This is a genomic window from Neoroseomonas rubea, from assembly GCF_016106015.1.
Taxonomy (GTDB): domain Bacteria; phylum Pseudomonadota; class Alphaproteobacteria; order Acetobacterales; family Acetobacteraceae; genus Neoroseomonas; species Neoroseomonas rubea.
This window is the reverse complement of sequence record NZ_JACADQ010000001.1, coordinates 23,311-39,515: the sequence shown is the minus strand read 5'-3', so window position 1 is coordinate 39,515 and position 16,205 is coordinate 23,311. Positions and strand designations below refer to the sequence as shown.

The following is a 16,205-nucleotide window of genomic DNA, read 5'->3' as shown; positions in this document are numbered from 1 at the left end:
CCAGGCAATGAAGGGTGAGGTGGCGTCACGGCCGCTGTTGCAGCCGATGGCTTTGCGGCCGGTGTCGGCGCGGGTTGAGCCGCTGCCGGCGCCTCCTGCGGGGGCGTCGGAACCGGATCGGCTACCGGCTCTGGTTGCGGGCTATCGGCTTGCCCGAATGAGAGTCCGAGCATGTTTGCCGCCGACCGAATACCTGGATGGTCGGACGCAGGGATGAATTTCGTTTCTCCCTGGTTCCGTACAGGCGTCGTTGGGGTTATGCCACCCTCGCTGAGTAGCCGTCCAACTGTCTCAAGACTGCGGATCGTAACGATCGCGCCGCCGTCTCTACGGATTTCGATCATGCACCAGTCCCGCTTCCAGTTGCCAGTATATGCCAAATACCAAAACGACAAAAGTTCCTCTTTTTTTAACGATCGGTACAAAGTATAGGGGCGCCATCAATGACTGTCAGTCGGGATTCTGCCGCATGGCACTGAGACGCAGATCCATGGTCGCCCTGGCAACCGGGATGGTCATAGCGCCGCTGTTGCCAGCGCCGGCCCTGGCGTGCCTCCCGTCCGGAGTCACGGTGCTGAGGCGTCGCCCGGTCGCAGCACAGCAGGCCCAACGGGCGCCCGCAGCAACGGTTCTGCTCGACGTTTCCGGCAGCATGGCGGGCTATGTAGCAGCGCCAAGTTCGGGAAACACCCGCCCCACGCAACAACGTTCCCCGCAGCGCCAGCAACAGACCCAGCCAGCTCAGCCTCTGCCTGAACCGCGGACCTTCCGTGAGTTGGTCCTGAGCCTTCCGCAGATTGCGTCGCAGGTCAGCGATCGTGTTTCGGCCTTCGGATTCGGGCGCACCATCCGGGCGCTTTCCCTATCGGAACTGCAGCGCGCCACCCGACCCGAGTTCTATCGAGATACCGAAAGCCGCATCGGCGAAGCCCTGTCGCGCATGGAAGCCTTGCCGGGTGAAGAAATCGGGATCCTGGCCACTGATCTCTTCCTCACGGGCGAAGAGGTTTTCGGTGGGGCCTCTGCGATCCGCGCTCCCCTTAGCCGAATTCTCGCCGACGGCCGCAGCGTCGGGTTGATGGGAATCCGTTCAGGATTCTCGGGGACTATCTTCGATATTCCCGTAGTCCGCACCTATGACGGTGCCGCCGAGCGGCCTTTTTATGTCATTGTGACTGGACCGCATTCAGCCGTCGCCCGCCTAATCCGTCGCATAGAGGTCGAGCTCCTCTCGCCGCTGCCGCCGACGGCGGATGGATCGCCACGGTCGCACGCGACGATCTACACCAAGACGCCGATCACAGGCGGGCCGCTTGCCCTCGACCTGAGGCCGACGGCGCCGGCGGTGGTGGCGTCGTCCTTGTCGCCCGAGATGGGATCTGATGTTCGTCAGGTCTCGTTCCCAAGGGGTGAGGGTACGGCTGCGGCAACGTTGCCTCTCACTGAACTCGCCCAAGGCCCCGTCCTGTCCCCCGACGAGTTCCAGATCGAAGAAATGATTTGGGCGGAGACCTCGCCCCGCAATGCATGTGGGGAGCGTTGGCTTCCCTTTCGAAGCGCCCCAGGGCAACTCGCGGCAATCACGACGTCGACCGGATCGAGCGTGATTTCCGTTGGGGGCCGAGGCGTACTCTCCCGGATGCTTCCTGGCGTGCCTTTCGTGCTTCAGATCAAGGTGTCGGCGATAGGCCTTTCCGATGCTCCCGCGGCGACCGCGTGGACGCGAGCGTGGAACCTGGAAGCCCGTGATGCCGAGCGGTTCACGCTCGAACGGCCGCGCCTGTTCAAGACACTGAACTTGCGGGAAGTCGCGACAATGCTCGAGGCCATCGTCCGCGAGGATTTCCAGCCGCAACCCGTCGGGGAGGCGGTGCTGGCCTTCCAAGTTCCAAGATAACGAGGAAACGTTCATGCGCCATTGGCTCATGCCGACTGTCTGGGGAGGGCTCGCCTGTGCTGCCCTCATTGCTGCCGCATGGTTCTCGCCGCTGTACTTTCCAGAATCCATTGCGGCCAGCATTTTCCAGCCTGACCGGCTAGCTGACATGGAGCTTTTCCGGGCGCGCTATCTCCCCGAAGGCAAGGAAGCGGTCCAGACCGCACTATTGCTGGCGACCTGCGCGGTAGCGATCGGCTACCTGCTGGTCTCGTGCTTCCATCTCGTGCGTCCGACCGGGCCGGGTGGGGCGGGAAGTGGGTGGCGGCATGTCGTCTTCTGGGGCGCGTTCATCGCCGTGGCGGCAGCGGCCGGTGCCGGCGCCTACGTCGCTATGGGAGTCTGGTTTAGGGACGGGAGCCAAGACATCGCCCTGCAGTGGTCGCTCTTCACCGCGCTCGGGGCAGTCATCGTCTTCTGGAAGTTCGCAGGGCTGTTCGTCGAAAGAATGATGCGACCTGCCATTCCTCTTCGCTCGTGGGTGCCCGTATGACCGCGAACTTCCTGCTCGGCATTGGCGGCACCGGTGCGAAATGCGTCGAGGCCTTTGCCCGACTGTCCTTCTGCGGCCTTGGCCCGGATGAGGCGTGGATCGGATTGCTCGATCAGGATCGCTCGAACGGCAATGCCGGACGCGCTGTGCGCGTGCTCGAGGATATGAATGAGGTTCGCCGAGCACTTCGCACCCAAGGCGCCAATGACCTCGGGCCGTGCAAGCTACTCGGCACTCACGTCGAGAAACCAAAGGCGGGCTGGGCCTGGGCGCCGGAGGAGAAGTCGTCCACCACCCTAGAACGGTCGATCGCCTATGGCGGGCTGCCCTGGCAACAGGCAGCTCTCGCGGACGTTCTGTTCTCTGCAGAGGAGAGGCGGCTTCAACTCGACGAAGGTTTTCGTCAGCGGCCTGCCCTCGGTGCTGCCCTCACCCTTCAGGGCGTCACCGCGAATTCGCCGGTTTGGCATGACCTCCTGGGCGCGCTTCAGTCCGGAGGGCAGGGAGAGGAGGTCCGCGTCCTCATCGCCGCCTCCGTTTTTGGCGGCACCGGCGCTTCCGGATTTCCGACCGTCGCACGGCTTCTCCGCAAGGCGATCAAGGATCGCGGCCTCAGTGGGCAAGTGAAGCTGGCCGGCGTTCTCATGTTGCCTTACTTCGCCTTTCCGACGCCTCCGCCCGGCGAAGGGCCTGCCATCCGGCCGGATTCTTCCGTGTTCCTGATGCAGGCCCGCGGTGCGCTCGAGTACTACGCCACCCTGTTCAGCAAGGAGCAGGTCTTCGACACGCTTTATCTGCTGGGCAGCGATCCCTTGGTCCAGTTCAATGCTTACTCCGACGGCGGTACCAACCAAGCCAATCCCCCGCTGCTCCCGGAGTTCGTTGGCGGCCTGGCCGCACTGGATTTCCTGGCTGCCCGTAGCGACCCCAACCGGGGCATCGTTGCAACCCGCACTGACGGAAAGGACGTCGTGAGCTGGGACGACCTGCCTGATGCCGGAGCCAGGGGCACGGTGCGCCGTCACGTCGCCGCGGCCATCCGGACCGCGGTCGCATGGCGTCAGCAATACGCGCCGGCGTTGATGGGAGATGCATGGCAGAGCTTCCGACGGGAAACCTGGTTCAAGCGGCAGGTCAAGCAACCGCCGGGCAAAGAGCCGAGGGATGACGACACCCAGCGAGCGATCACGCTGATGACCAAGGCCTCGGAGGACCTGTTGCGCTGGTTCGTAGCCCTTAACCGGCTGGGTGCCGGTCCGGGTCGGCGTCTCGACCTGCTGTCGGACAGCCTTCTGGCTCGTGACTGGAACCAGCAGAGCATCGACCACGTGCCCTTGACCTCGGTTTCGAGTTCGGACTTCCGCAATCTCGTTCCGGGAATCGACGGCATTACGCTTGCCGATCTGTTTACCTCACTGAGCTACGATCCTCCGGCCTCCGAAAGCGCCGGCATCGGTCGTCTCATCGCATCTATTCACAACGCCTGCTCGCCTCGGCGCAACGGAGGAGCCTGATCCATGGCCCCTTTCCTTCCTCCGCTTCGTCCCGAACACCGGGTCTCACCGCTGCCTGGCGCCGGTGCCTGGTATCCCATGGGTCCGACGTCTGATCCTCTGCGGGTGATCGCTCAGGGCCTGAACACGCCCGATAGTCTGTCGCATGGAGCGGATATCGTCTCCGTCCCCGACGTGTGGGCCGCCATCACCGTCTTCCATGATGCCCTGGTCAACGAGCGCCATCCGCTCCATGTCCGGGCCGTCGGGGAATGGCGTGGCTTGTTGGTAACCGTTGCCCTCGCCGCCGCGTATGTCCCCAATCTGACGTCCGAAGTTTTCCGTCTCTCAGAACTGCCGCCCGGGCCTTGGGCGGATATCGTTCGCCGGCTACGCCCCCTGGCCAGCCTTCTCGAGAACCGGGAGATTGACGAGGTTGCGATCCTCCGCGAGGAGAAGAAGGTCATCGCGATTGCCCAGCCGTTGACGCTGCTCGCGCCCAGCCGTTCGCTCGCCGATCATGTCCAGCTGCCCTCAATTCCGTGGCTGCGCGATGGACGGTTCCAGGATCCCCTGAAGATCGGCGGCATCGGCGTAGAAGATCGGTGGGCCCTCGTGCGGTACCTCGATCGCATGACGCAAGAGCTTCGAACTCACGCGCATGTCCATGACATCGCCATTCTCATTGGGCTTCTCCAGTCGTTCGCAAACGAGGCGCGGCCCAGCGGGTCAGAGCCAACGTTTAGCCCGGTGCACTCGCCCCTTCAGTTGCCAAACTTGCCAATCTTCTCCGCCATGAACTCGCCGGAGCGGGTCGCGCTTGCCGGCCGGGCGGTGGCCGACACGCTGCTCCAGATCCGCCCGGAGATTGGTACGTCGCTCAAGGGCGTCATTCTGGTCGATCAAGATCTCGACCGTCTCATGGGGGTACCGGCGGGAAACATCCGGATCTGGGAAACGATTACCCTGGGCATGCTCAAGGCAAATCCCGGGCTTATCGACACCATTAGGTCCGAAGCCCAGGGCAAGGGGTATCTCATCCTAACCCCCGACGAGCTTTTCCTGCCGACGCTCTATCGCGTGGTTGGCATCGGGTCCGAGCGCGGCTTCGATCAGCACCCACCAGGCGCACGTGAGCATATCCTCCCGCTCAGCCCTATCGTGCTCGCGTTGATGTCGGGCGCGGACCTAGCCACGTCATGCCGGCTTATCCCGGGAGGCGATGGTCCGACGCTTCACCTGACCTTGACGCTAGAGAAGTCGCGAACGCGCATTAACCTATCGCGCCTTTACCGCGACGAGGCGAGCTTCGAGCCTCCAGAGCTCATGTCTGTTTGGCCGAACTTCAAGGCTGAGTGGTGGAAGCTTCACTTCGGCTTCACAAGCGCGACGATCGATGTGCAGTACACGCCTGTTGCTGTCGTATCGGGTGACGCCATCGCCAGGCGATTGGACGCCAACGACGGCTTCAGCGCAGTGGCCGGGGCGAGAGCCGTGAGAGATGGCGACCTGCGGGGGATTGGCGACGTCACCTGGCTACGCGATGACAGACAGATCGCTCAGGGAATACATCAGCTTTCCGCCGCGCCAGAGGCTACCGTGATCGAGTACCGGCATAAGAACGATCGCAAGGTAGCCGGCCTCGTCATGATGCCAATGGCGGAGCAAGTGTCGTCCAGCGGAGCGGGCCAGGCAATCATCGGGATCGACTTCGGCACGACCAACACGTCTGTCTACCTTCAGCGGTCCGGCGGGAACCCGGAGCCACTCCTTATAAAGGCCCGCCACGTCGTGACGTATAGTGACACGGAAGAGGGACGCGACTTGATCGATCGCGAGTTCCTGCCCGCTACCGACGTCCCAATTCCGTTTCAGACGATTCTCCGTACCCGCTCGATTGCGAGTAGGTCAGGTGGGGAGCAGGTGTTTCGCGACGCATTCGTCTATTTTGCGCAGCGGCGCGAGCACGCGATCAAGGAGATCAACCATCGAGCCGGCCTGCATTTCAATCTTAAATGGTCGCGCCTCCAGGACGGCCGCAAGCACATCCAACTCTTCCTGACCGAGGTCGTGATTCTCGCGCTGGCCGAGGCGACGGCAAGGGGCATCCACCCCGACCAAGTCTCCTTCCGCTATTCCTATCCAGAAGCGTTTCGCCCATGGCAGTTGACGGGCTTTGAGCAAGCCGCGCGTAACGCGTCGAGAATCGCCGTCGAGATTACGACCGGAGCGACGTCGAGAAGCGATCCCTCCGTGGAATTCAGGACTGAGTCGGTTAGCACCGCTTTGTACTTTATCCACCGCCGTCACGCTGCGGCGGTGGAAGGGTTGATCAGCATGGATATCGGTGGGGGAACCACGGATATCGCCATCCTTCAACAAACGGCGGGCGGCGCCGAACCTCTCACCTGGCGTGGATCTTTCGAGCTGGCGGGGCGGGCCATGCTCATCGACCATTTGCGCCGTCATCCGGGCATCCTGGGCAAACTCGCTGACCAGGTGCCGGCGCTTAAATCCCTTGTTGAGTCGTTGACCGAAGTCGCCACGACCGACGACGACAAGGCGACCATCGCTACAGAGCTCGTGGTCAACAGCAAGCCGTTTTCCGACGCGGTGCAGAATTACCTACCCGTATTGGCTGGAACCCCCGAAGCGGAGCGGCTTCGGGCCGTCGCTCTCACCGCCTTCGCCGGTCTGCTCGATTACACCGGACGCGTGGTCCGGTCGTTGGTCGACAAGGGGACTTTGCTCCCCCGGCCCAATACCACCGTAACGATCGCAGTCGGTGGCCGCGCCTCGATATTGTTCCGGCACTTGCTGACGTCGGGCGACGACAAGGTGAAGCTGCTGCGCTTCTTTTCGGAAGCGACTGGCGACGCCATGCCGCGAGCGGATATCATTTTCTCAAACGACCCGAAGGAAGAAGTCGCTTACGGGTTGGTTCACGGTGATGCATCTATCATCGGGCGCGTTCACGCGGACCCGCCGCTCGGTGAGGCTGTTGAGCAAAACGGAAAGGAAGTCGAATCTACCTTCCGCGTCGCCGACATTGCGCTTCAGGCGCCTATCCGGATCACGGGCGCTCCTGAGTTCCGACGGTTCGTCGCTCGCCTTCCTTCGATTGGCATTCGTGCAAAAGTCGGCGATGACGTCATCGCCAACCTGATCGGCGAAGCGAATCAGGAGATGCATCGCGCTCAGCTCCTGGCCAACGAAGAAGCCACCGGTCAGGCGGCTGTCGAGGACACCTCGGCCATCGAGCCGCCATTCATAGTCATCCTGCGTCGCTTTGTCCGAAGGCTGGCAATCGACGATGCTCCGCTGAGGCTGCCATGAGCCAGGAAATCACGTTCCTTCTGATGATCGGCGGCACCACCCTGCTGGCCATTATCAGCGTGATTGCTGTGTTCTTTTTGCGTTCCGAGATCGCACAGCTGCGGGACGAGAAGGCGGACATGGCGCAGTTGGCGGAATTCAGGCGAAGCTTCGAGCAACGCCTCCTTCGGGTCGAAGATGACCTTCGCTACGGTTCGGAGCCTCGACGTCCTGAGCGGCCTCGCGATGAATCTCGCCGCCATGTTGAGGTCCCAGAGTCGCGGCGCCAAGACGGGTTCGACGCACAGCCCAGCATTGTCCGCCCCGAAATCGCTCAGCCTTCGCGCGGCATCCGAGTGCCGCCTGAGCCCGTGCCGGGAGATTACTTTCCGGCTCACCGCCAGGCGGCGCTACAGCCCAGGCGGGATACGCTTCAGGAGGTTCTCGATCGGGCAGCACAGGCGCTTGATAGCGCGGCCAGCTTTAACGCATTCGCGGACAGCGTGAAGGGTGAAGCCTTCTGCGTAGGCGCCGGTGGTCAATCCACCCTGGAAAGGGCGCCGTCGGCGGATCGCGGGGACATCTTGGTCTTTTCTCACGACTTCCACAGGCTTGCGGTCCCGGGCTTCAATCTGCGCCGCAATCTCGGCCTCTACACCAGTGACGCTGGTCGAGCCGCGCAAACCAGGCTGCAGTGGCTTTTCGATATCGAGCGAGGTGACGCGCTCGCTGCACAGCCAGCGTTGGTTGATGAGGGCTTCAAGGTCCGGCAGAAGGGGCGCCTCCTTCTTCCGTTCGAGCAAAGCTGAGGTGCGGGGCGATGGGGGATGTAGGCGCGCAGTCCAGCATCTGGATCTCGCTGAATGACATCTATTCACATTGGGCCTTCATCCTGTGCGTCGCCTTCGGTCTTGCGGCGTGGACGATCCGTGCAGCCTGGCCGCTGACGAGGGCAGCCAGGGCAATCCGCTCCGCCGCGAAAAAAATGCGCGAGACACTCGTGCTGGCGGGCGACCATCGGGACGTTGCCCGAGAATACCAAACTCTCACTGAACAGTTCCGTACGGACCCGGTCCTCGGGGACAGCTGGTCGGCCATGACCAGCACGGTTCTGACGCCGGGCCGAGGAGGGGGCGATGTCTATCGCCAAACCGTGCCCGCCAGCGATTTCTTTAACCTCGAACTCCTTGGGCTGGCAGGGGCGGACCTCCGATCAGCACGCGCGCACGCTAACGCACTGGTAGGCGTTGGGCTCATCCTCACCTTCCTCGGCCTGGTCTTCGCCCTGAAGGCAGCCGGCGGTTCTCTCGGAGCCGGAGATCCAACTCAGGTGCGGGACGGCCTCGCCGTACTCCTCGGGACCGCTGCGGCCAAGTTCAGCTTCTCCGTCGTGGCTCTTCTGCTCTCGATCATCTCCGCCGCCTGGGTCCGACGTGAGACACGCAGCACCGAGCATGCGCTATCTCGGCTAAACGGCGCTCTGGACCGCCGTTTACCACCCCTGACGCCACAGGAACTGGCGGCTGACACCCAGTCCACCCTTCGCGGTGACATCGATGCCAGGCGCGCGGAAACCGAGCGCCTAGCGGAGATCCTTGCCCAGCGGTTCGATGCCGCTCTCAATGAAAGGCTTCGCGACGCCATCGAGCCGTTGGCCTCCGCGATAGGTCGGATGACGACCGGGGTCTCGGAGAACAATCGCAAGCAGCTCGAACAGATGTCCAAGGCATTCTTGGATCGCCTTGAGGCTTCGGCCGGCACCGAGATCCGGGAAGCGACGACCGCCATGGAGCGGGTCGGGGGTCACATTGCCGGGCTGGCGCAAACACTGAACACGGTCCGCGAAGGCCTAGCCGGTGCAGGCTCTGCCGCAGCACAGGAAATCGCGCAAGCCGCCTCCGACGCCTCACGCGGCATGGCTGACGCCATGACAATGGCAACTGCTGCCATCGCTGATTCCGGGCCGAAGTGGGAAGAGTCATCCGCACGAGCCGCGACTAGTCTGCGCGAAGCGATGGCAGATGGAACCCGCGCCTTCGGCCTTGCCCTCGAACTCGCCGGCGCCTCGCTGGAGAAGAAGATCGTGGAGGCCGGTGAAGCCGCTGGCGATCGACTCACGGAAGGCGCCCGCAAGTCCGAGGGCTACCTAGCCCGTTCCGCCGCAGATGCTGCCCGTGAACTCCGAGCCGCTGGCAAAGCCGTCGCGACAGGTGGGAAGGAGGCCGAGACCACGTTGGTCGAGGCGGCCGAACAGGCGGCGAATACGCTTGTTGATTCGGTCACGGTGGCCACCAGTCGTCTGATCGCGGGCTCCAAGGTCTTGGATGACTCGGCCACGAACGTCGGCAACCAAGTCCAGGGGCTGGCGTCCACGATGGGGCAACTGCGGGCTGCGGCGAGCGACGGTGTCCTGCTGGTGGCCAACGCCGCCTCTGCCTTGGACGCTGCCGCCACGAAGATCACAGAATCCACGTCACCGAAGGAACTGGTCGCCGAGCTTCGCGCCGCGGCCGCCCGCCTCATGGAGGCGACTACCAGCGCCGTAGATCCGTCGTCCGAGGCAGCCAGGACGTCCCATACCGATGGATCGGTCATCGACCCTTGGGTACCGTCGTCAGCCCCGCCGGCGTCTGATGGCCAAGCAATGCCCGTGGCGTCCATGGAGGCCCGCTAGCCCATGCGGACCAGGGTTGAGCGCGAGGAGAGTGAGGAGGGCTATCTCGGATCCGTCTCGGATCTGATGGCCGGCCTCCTGTTCGTTTTCATTCTCGCGCTCTTCGCCTTCGCATTGCAGTTAACCACCGCGACCAGTGACGCCGAACGCATTCGGGCGGACGCCGAAGCCCAAGGTATTGCGCAGCAGCGAGAGCTCGCGGAGATGCGGCAGCGGGCCCAGCAAGAGATCGCCACTCTGCGGGCCGAGGTCACCGGAGGACTGGGAGCGGAGGTCAGGCGGCTGGAGGCGGCCATGGAGCATGCGCAGGCAAGTCGTGCGGCCCTGCTGTCGTCGCTCCAAAGCGCCCTGGAGGCCCGCGGCGTACCGGTCAGCATCGATGCCGATACGGGCGTGCTCCGCCTTTCCGATCGGATCCTCTTCGGGTCCGGGAGATCAGACCTCCCAGCAACAGGGCCGGCCCGCGAGGCCATCAGGGCTCTCGCTGACTCTCTGGCGGCAATCCTTCCCTGCTTCACAGCCGGCGGCCGTACACGGGATGGATGCGAACCCCAGAGCTCAGCGGTCATCGATGCTGTCTTCGTCGAAGGCCATACCGATCGCAGACGTCTGGGGACCGGAGATCGGGACGGCAACTATGAACTATCGGCCAGCCGTGCCCTGAACACGTATGACGCCATACGTACGGCGCGGCCAGAACTCTGGTCTCTTCGCAATGCCGCCGCGGCACCACTGATGGGCGTCTCTGGGTATGGTCCGGATCGCCCGGTTCCCGGAAGGGAGAGTGATCGCGAGGAGGACCTGGCGGCCAATCGGAGGATAGAGATCCGCTTCCTCCTGACGTCGGCGCCGCCACCGGAGCTGGGCGCCCTGCGTGGGCGACTTGAGCGCTTCACCGGCGCCGGCGCAAACTCTGGCCCAGCGGGACATTAGACTTTGGCACCTCGCTAGTTCGCTCGGACGCTGATCGACGTAAGCGTTGCTGACGCGCACACCGGCATGCAGCGCCAGCATCAGCCGTCTAGCGCCGCCGCCAACCGCCCCAGCACCTCCGGCGCGATCGCCTCGGAGACACGCAGCACACGGCAGTTCCGCAATACCAGCTCGATCATCGCGCCGGACCGCGCAGGCCGTCCAGGACGTGACGATGCGGGAGCCTGCGGCCGCGGCGGCGGATCCTCGACGACGCGAACCGGCACCAGAGTGGGCGGGACCTCCGGCTCCATCCGGACCAGGCCCGGCATCGTCCCCTCGCGAGCCTGCCGCCGCCACTCAAACAGCAGCCTCCGGCTCATGCCATGGCGATCGGCCACACCCGCCACCGACGAGCCCGGACGCATCGCCTCCTCGACCAACGCCAGCTTCTGCTCCGTCGTCCAGCGCCGCCGCCGCTGCACCACACTGATCACCTCACTCCGCTGACCGTCCGGCAACGCCCATACCCCTACGCGTAAGGGCGACAACCGACATCCGCGCCGCCCAGCAGCCGCGCAGGTCAGCCGGTCAGAACCACGCGCCGCAAGGCAGTCGAGGGAGAACGCTTACGGCTCAACAGCGGGAACTGAAGTTGTTGCATGGATTGCTGTCGGGACGCGTCCGGATATAGGGAGCCACATAGGTGCCGTCCGAGCGGCGATAGCCACTGACATTCTGGGTCGGCGGATAATAGCCGCCCCCCGCGTATCCAGCAGCTGCGCCCGCGGCGGCGCCGAGCAGGATTAGGGCTATGCCGGCCGCGATCTGGCGGCTGCGCATCTCCGAGGCATGGGCAGCCTCGAGCTCCTGGTTAAATTGAGCCTGAGCCTGACGCAGGCTTTCATTCGAGGCGGTGTAAATTTCCTGACGACGACGATTGTATTCCCCCCAACTGACGGCCCCCTGAAGCAGCTGCGTGCGGGCTTCGTTGTATTGACGCGTTGTTTCGTCATGCCATCCGAGTATATATTGACCAACCGGTTCAAGTTGATGGCGGGTTTGTTTGTAGCACTCCTGCATATCGAGATCCCAGGTTGCCAGCATTTCGCCGTCATTCGGCCTCGGGCGAGAGCGGTCGCGGATATGAAAATCCGTCAGCTCTTCGATGCGCAGGGGGGTCCGGCGACGCACTTCGGCATTTTCTGGCTTTTCATACACCTGCTGTACGCAATTCATCGCAGTGGCAGATGCGGTCTGGAATTGCTGGCCGAATTCACTCGCGCGTCGTTGAGCAGCCGTCGTGCCGCAGGCGCTCAGGAACATGCAGATCGCTGTGACGGCCGCGATCGTTCGCCGACTTTCCCGCATACCGTTCCTCTCCCGAGCAGAGACCGAAGCGTGGCGTGGGTTCGCAATTATAGTCCAGTCCAAAAAATGACGTCGTTATAAGGAAGCGGCTTTGTTGCCTGGATGATCAGCTTGGACGTCTATGTCCCTTTACGGACGAGCCGTTTCTTGTCCTGGAGCACCGTCTGGGGTTTTAGACGTCCCGCATCTAAATGCTGACAATCAGGTAGTGATGGCGTGGTACCCGGCGCACAAAGGGCTGACTCTTGGGGTCGAGGCGACGCGGTCGGTCGTGATTCATCGGCGGGCATGGCTTCCTGGAGCGGATCATGCGGGCGCTGATGATCCGTAGGCGTGCACTGACGGGTACGGCGTCGGCGGCTTGACGCGGCTCAGGCGGCGTCGGGCCGCAGGTTCCATGGCACGAGTTCGCCGATGCGGTCGATGGGGTGGTCGGCGATGCGGTCGAGCAGCACGCGCAGATAGGCCTGCGGATCCCAGCCGTTCAGCTCGGCGGTGCCGACCAGGGTGTAGATGATCGCGGCTCCCCTGCCGCCCTCGAGCGACCCGGCGAACAGGTAGTTCTTCCGCCCCAGCGCCAGGGGGCGCATGCGCCGCTCGGCGGCGTTGTTGTGCAGGCAGGCGCGGCCGTCGCACAGCACCGTCGTCAGGGCGCTCCGGCGGCACCTCGACGACTTCATCGCCGCCTACAATTTCGCCCGCCGCCTCAAGCGCCTTCGTGGGCTCACACCCTACGAGTCCATCTGCAAAGCCTGGGCTGAAGAGCCCAGCCGCTTCACCCGAGACCCGCACCACCAAATGCCGGGACTAAGCACCTAGGCCCTCCGCGCTATGCCGCCTGTCCGGTCGAATTGGGGGCCGCTTCAACTGCTGATCAGGGCCCGCCCAGCTAACGACGCTTGCGCATGTCGTCTAGCAGCACCCACTCAGCCTGACCCGGCAGCTTCACCTGCCAGTACTTCCAGCCATTGAGCGAGGTCTTGGTGCCCTGCTTCGTCATGGCGAATGCGTCCGCAGCTGCCGACAGATTCGAGAACGACCGCCCGTTCACGACCAGCTTTCCGTCGAGGAATGCGCCCTCGATGAGCTGCGAGCCCCGGCCGTACTCCATCTTTGCCGGCGTGCCGTGCGGAATGACAACCCCTTCGGCTTGCCAAGAGCGTCCTTGCTTCGGCGACATAGGCGGCGCAGCCGGTGCAGACAGAGGCGGCAGGTTCAGCAAGCGCCGGAGAGCGAAGTACTGAGGCTCATCAAAGCCCCGGCGTTCGGCCTCGATGGCTTTGTAGATGTCCCAGTCGATCTCGATGCTGCGAAGTTCGGCCATACCCATGTCCTCCTCTACGCTGACGACCGTATCACTTTGATTTACTCCGTTCCAGAGTAAAGCGGAGTAGAGGAGAAAATTTTCGGTACGCGACGCGAAGGCTCGGCCTACCGACCCACAATGGTGATGACCAGCCCCCGTCGAGTGGTCCGGGTGGGATTTTAATGGGCCACCGCCATCTCGCCGGCTCCTGAGCCGATCGGCCTCCTCGCTGCGGGCAGGATCTCCGGGGCTGGCGGGCGGTAGCCCAGCGCGGAATGCGGCCTTAGCCGGTTGTAGTGCCTGCGCCAGTCCTCGATCAGCACCTGGGCTTCCCTGAGCGTGTTGAACACCTCACCGTTGAGCAACTCGTCGCGCAGCTTGCCGTTGAAGGATTCGACGCACCCGTTCTCTCAGGGGCTAGCCTTATCGATGTACGCGGTCTTTGCACCGACGCCGGCGATCAAGGCCGTCACCGCCTCGGCGATGAACTCCGGCCCCTGATCAGAGCGGATGCCTGTGCTGCGCGTCGGCGATGGTGGAGATCGGCACCGAAACCTCGGAGCGACTGGACGTGATCCCGGCGCAGTTCCGGGTGATCGTGACGCGCCGGCCGAAGCTCGCCTGCCGGTCCTGCGCCGGCGTGGTGGTGCAGCGGCCGGCGCCGGCGCGCCTCATCGAGGGCGGCCTGCCGACCGAGGCGACGGTCGCGCATGTGCTGGTCTCGCGCTACGCGGATCATCTGTCGCTGTATCGCCAGGCCGGGATCCTGGCGTGCCAGGGCGTGCTGGTGGACCGCGCGACGCTGGCGGCCTGTGTCGGCACGGCGGCGGCGGAGATCGCGCCCGTGGTGCGGCGGATGAAGGCGATCCTGCTCGGCTCGCCGCGGCTGTTCGCCGACGAGACCTCGGTGCCGGTGCTCGATCCTGGCCGCGGCCGAACGAAGACCGGCTGGTTCTGGACCATCGCGCGCGACGACCGGCCCTGGCTAGGGTGGGGGCGATCCGCCGGGGGGCGTCTACACCTACGCCCCGAGCCGTGGGCGCGAGCATGCCAGGGCCCTGCTGGGTGGCTATCGCGGCATCCTGCAGTGCGACGGCTATGCCGCGTACAAGGGCCTCACCGACGCGACGACGGGGCCGAAGATCGTGGCGTATTGCTGGAGCCATGGGCGACGGCTTCATGCTGGTCGAGCGGACCGACCTGCGGGTCGCGGCTAAGGGCGCGGTGTTCGAGGTGTCGGAGGCAAAGCGCTGGCTGCTCGGCGGCTACGACCGCGGCCACCTTGCCCACCTGCCCTTCCCGATCACGATGGAAATGGCGCTCGGCTTCCGCTTCACGGCCGAGCGGTTCCACGAGCGCGGCTTCGTCAACCGCCTGGTCGAGCCCGAGGCCGTGCTGCCGACCGCGATCGACATGGCGCACCATCTGCTGAGCCTGCCGCCGGCATCGAGGGTCAACACGGTGCACATGATGCGGCAGATGCGCCCGCGACCAAGCCCTGCGCAGAAGGATCTTGCCGCGGCGCTGCACAAGCACGGCGCGCTCAGCGACCTGATAGAAAGCCGCGCCGCCTTCGCCGAAAAGCGCGCACCGAACTTCAAGGGCTGGGACGACCTGCAGGACCGCTATCGCCTGCCGCAGTTGCGGGAAGGCTGAGGTACAGGGCGACCGCCGCGCCCCGCTGGATCAGTCGGCCGACGCACCCGTCAGGCGGACCAGTTCTGCCATCAGCGCGACATCGCTGCGCTGGAGGGTTGCCATGTCCTCGGCCGAGCCGCCCAAGGGCAGGTAGCCGAGCGCGACCATCCGCTGGTTCACCTCCGGCGTACGGACACCGGCAGCGATGGCGTCCGACATGGTCCGCACGATGGGCGCCGGCAGGTTCGCCGGGCCGAAGATGCCGATCCAGCTGTTGAACTCGTAGCCCGGCACGGCGTCGGCGATCGGCGCGATGTCAGGCAGCGCCGGCATCCGCTGCGCGCGCGTGACGCCGAGCGGGCGCACCTGGCCGCTTTCGATGAACGACATGGTCTCGGCGAGCGGGGAGAAGATCAGGTCCAGCCGTCCGGCGACCAGATCCGCCATGGCCGGCGCCCCGCCGCGATAGGGAACATGGGTGAACCGGACGCCAGTCTTCTGTTCGAACAGGGCGGCAGCAAAGTGCTGCGTTCCGCCGACGCCGCTGGTGCCGAGGTTGATTGCGCCCGGATTGGCCCGCGCATGGGCGATCAATTCTGGGATCGAGCGGATCGGCAGGGAAGGCCGCACCACGGCGACGGCGCCGCTGACAAGGATGAGCGAGACCGGCGTGAAGTCGCGTACCACATGAAACGGCAGGTTCCGGTACAGGAACTGATTGGTGGCATGCGTGCCGACCGAGGCCACAACATAGGTATGTCCGTCGGGCGCGCTGCGCGCGACATGCTCGGACCCGATATTGCCCGCACCGCCGACGCGATTTTCGACCACGACGGGCTGGCCAAGCGTCCCGCCGATCGCATTGGCGACGAGTCGCGCCGTCGTGTCGGTGCTGCCGCCGGCCGCGAAGCCAACGATGAAGCGGATGGGCCGGTCGGGGCGCCAAGCAGGCACGTTCTGCGCGCCGGCGGGCAGAATGGGGAGCAACGGGGTGGCGCCGAGCGCCCGCAGCAGGGAGCGGCGGTTCATGGACGGGCTTCCTTCCCTCGATCAAGATCGCGACGGCC

12 protein-coding genes and 4 pseudogenes are annotated in these 16,205 nt (G+C 64.4%); 10 read left to right on the top strand and 6 right to left on the bottom strand.

All coding sequences use genetic code 11. The annotated features are described in order from the left end of the window. Positions 1-490 precede the first annotated feature (490 nt). The 7 genes from HW577_RS00185 (at position 491) to HW577_RS00155 (ending at position 10,844) form a co-directional block, all read left to right on the top strand. The gene (locus tag HW577_RS00185) at positions 491-1,897 is read left to right on the top strand and encodes a hypothetical protein (protein ID WP_198374023.1); all 1,407 of its coding nucleotides are present in this window, start codon (positions 491-493) and stop codon (positions 1,895-1,897) included. A gap of 13 nt (positions 1,898-1,910) precedes the next feature. Beyond that, a complete protein-coding gene (locus tag HW577_RS00180) occupies positions 1,911-2,429 on the top strand; it encodes a hypothetical protein (RefSeq protein WP_198374022.1) in 519 nt (172 codons plus the stop codon). After that, the gene (locus tag HW577_RS00175; RefSeq protein WP_198374021.1) at positions 2,426-3,943 is read left to right on the top strand and encodes an FtsZ/tubulin family protein; all 1,518 of its coding nucleotides are present in this window, start codon (positions 2,426-2,428) and stop codon (positions 3,941-3,943) included. The genes HW577_RS00180 and HW577_RS00175 overlap by 4 nt, the downstream gene beginning before the upstream one ends. 105 nt (positions 3,944-4,048) lie before the next feature. Then, positions 4,049-7,258, top strand: coding sequence for an acetate and sugar kinases/Hsc70/actin family protein (locus HW577_RS00170; protein ID WP_198374020.1), 3,210 nt, complete (start codon positions 4,049-4,051; stop codon positions 7,256-7,258). Beyond that, positions 7,255-8,046: a hypothetical protein gene (locus HW577_RS00165; RefSeq protein ID WP_198374019.1), complete on the top strand. Its 792-nt coding sequence runs from the start codon at positions 7,255-7,257 to the stop codon at positions 8,044-8,046. The genes HW577_RS00170 and HW577_RS00165 overlap by 4 nt, the downstream gene beginning before the upstream one ends. Before the next feature lie 11 nt (positions 8,047-8,057). Next, the gene (locus HW577_RS00160) at positions 8,058-9,911 is read left to right on the top strand and encodes a hypothetical protein (RefSeq protein WP_198374018.1); all 1,854 of its coding nucleotides are present in this window, start codon (positions 8,058-8,060) and stop codon (positions 9,909-9,911) included. Between the two features lie 3 nt (positions 9,912-9,914). Next, positions 9,915-10,844 (top strand): OmpA/MotB family protein, encoded by a 930-nt coding sequence (locus tag HW577_RS00155; protein WP_198374017.1) that lies wholly within the window; start codon positions 9,915-9,917, stop codon positions 10,842-10,844. An 80-nt stretch (positions 10,845-10,924) separates the two neighbouring features. Here the strand turns inward: HW577_RS00155 and tnpA are convergent, their stop codons facing one another. The 3 genes and pseudogenes from tnpA to HW577_RS00140 form a co-directional block, all read right to left on the bottom strand. Further along, on the bottom strand, positions 10,925-11,344 hold the full coding sequence (gene tnpA, locus HW577_RS00150) for an IS66-like element accessory protein TnpA (RefSeq protein WP_198374016.1): 420 nt from the start codon (positions 11,342-11,344) through the stop codon (positions 10,925-10,927). Positions 11,345-11,459: 115 nt separating this feature from the next. Continuing rightward, on the bottom strand, positions 11,460-12,149 hold the full coding sequence (locus HW577_RS00145) for a hypothetical protein (protein ID WP_198374015.1): 690 nt from the start codon (positions 12,147-12,149) through the stop codon (positions 11,460-11,462). 416 nt (positions 12,150-12,565) lie between these two features. Further along, a pseudogene (locus HW577_RS00140) lies at positions 12,566-12,856 on the bottom strand (transposase domain-containing protein); the annotation flags it as partial. Here HW577_RS00140 and HW577_RS27175 point away from each other — a divergent pair. Then, positions 12,849-13,013: pseudogene (locus HW577_RS27175) on the top strand (IS481 family transposase); the annotation flags it as partial. The pseudogenes HW577_RS00140 and HW577_RS27175 overlap by 8 nt on opposite strands. Positions 13,014-13,083: 70 nt before the next feature. On the opposite strand, the gene HW577_RS00130 reads toward HW577_RS27175, so the two are convergent. Together HW577_RS00130 and HW577_RS00125 are read right to left on the bottom strand one after the other, a co-directional pair. Beyond that, a complete protein-coding gene (locus tag HW577_RS00130) occupies positions 13,084-13,518 on the bottom strand; it encodes a hypothetical protein (RefSeq protein WP_198374013.1) in 435 nt (144 codons plus the stop codon). 161 nt (positions 13,519-13,679) lie between these two features. Next, positions 13,680-14,012: pseudogene (locus tag HW577_RS00125) on the bottom strand (integrase core domain-containing protein); the annotation flags it as partial. Here HW577_RS00125 and tnpC point away from each other — a divergent pair. After that, positions 14,012-14,675: pseudogene (gene tnpC / locus HW577_RS26350) on the top strand (IS66 family transposase); the annotation flags it as partial. The pseudogenes HW577_RS00125 and tnpC sit on opposite strands and share 1 nt — an antisense overlap. Continuing rightward, a complete protein-coding gene (locus HW577_RS00115) occupies positions 14,599-15,156 on the top strand; it encodes an enoyl-CoA hydratase-related protein (protein ID WP_332837267.1) in 558 nt (185 codons plus the stop codon). The pseudogene tnpC and the gene HW577_RS00115, both read left to right, overlap by 77 nt. A gap of 30 nt (positions 15,157-15,186) precedes the next feature. Here HW577_RS00115 and HW577_RS00110 read toward each other — a convergent pair whose 3' ends face one another. Next, positions 15,187-16,167 (bottom strand): Bug family tripartite tricarboxylate transporter substrate binding protein, encoded by a 981-nt coding sequence (locus tag HW577_RS00110; protein ID WP_198374010.1) that lies wholly within the window; start codon positions 16,165-16,167, stop codon positions 15,187-15,189. Between the last annotated feature and the right edge of the window lie 38 nt (positions 16,168-16,205).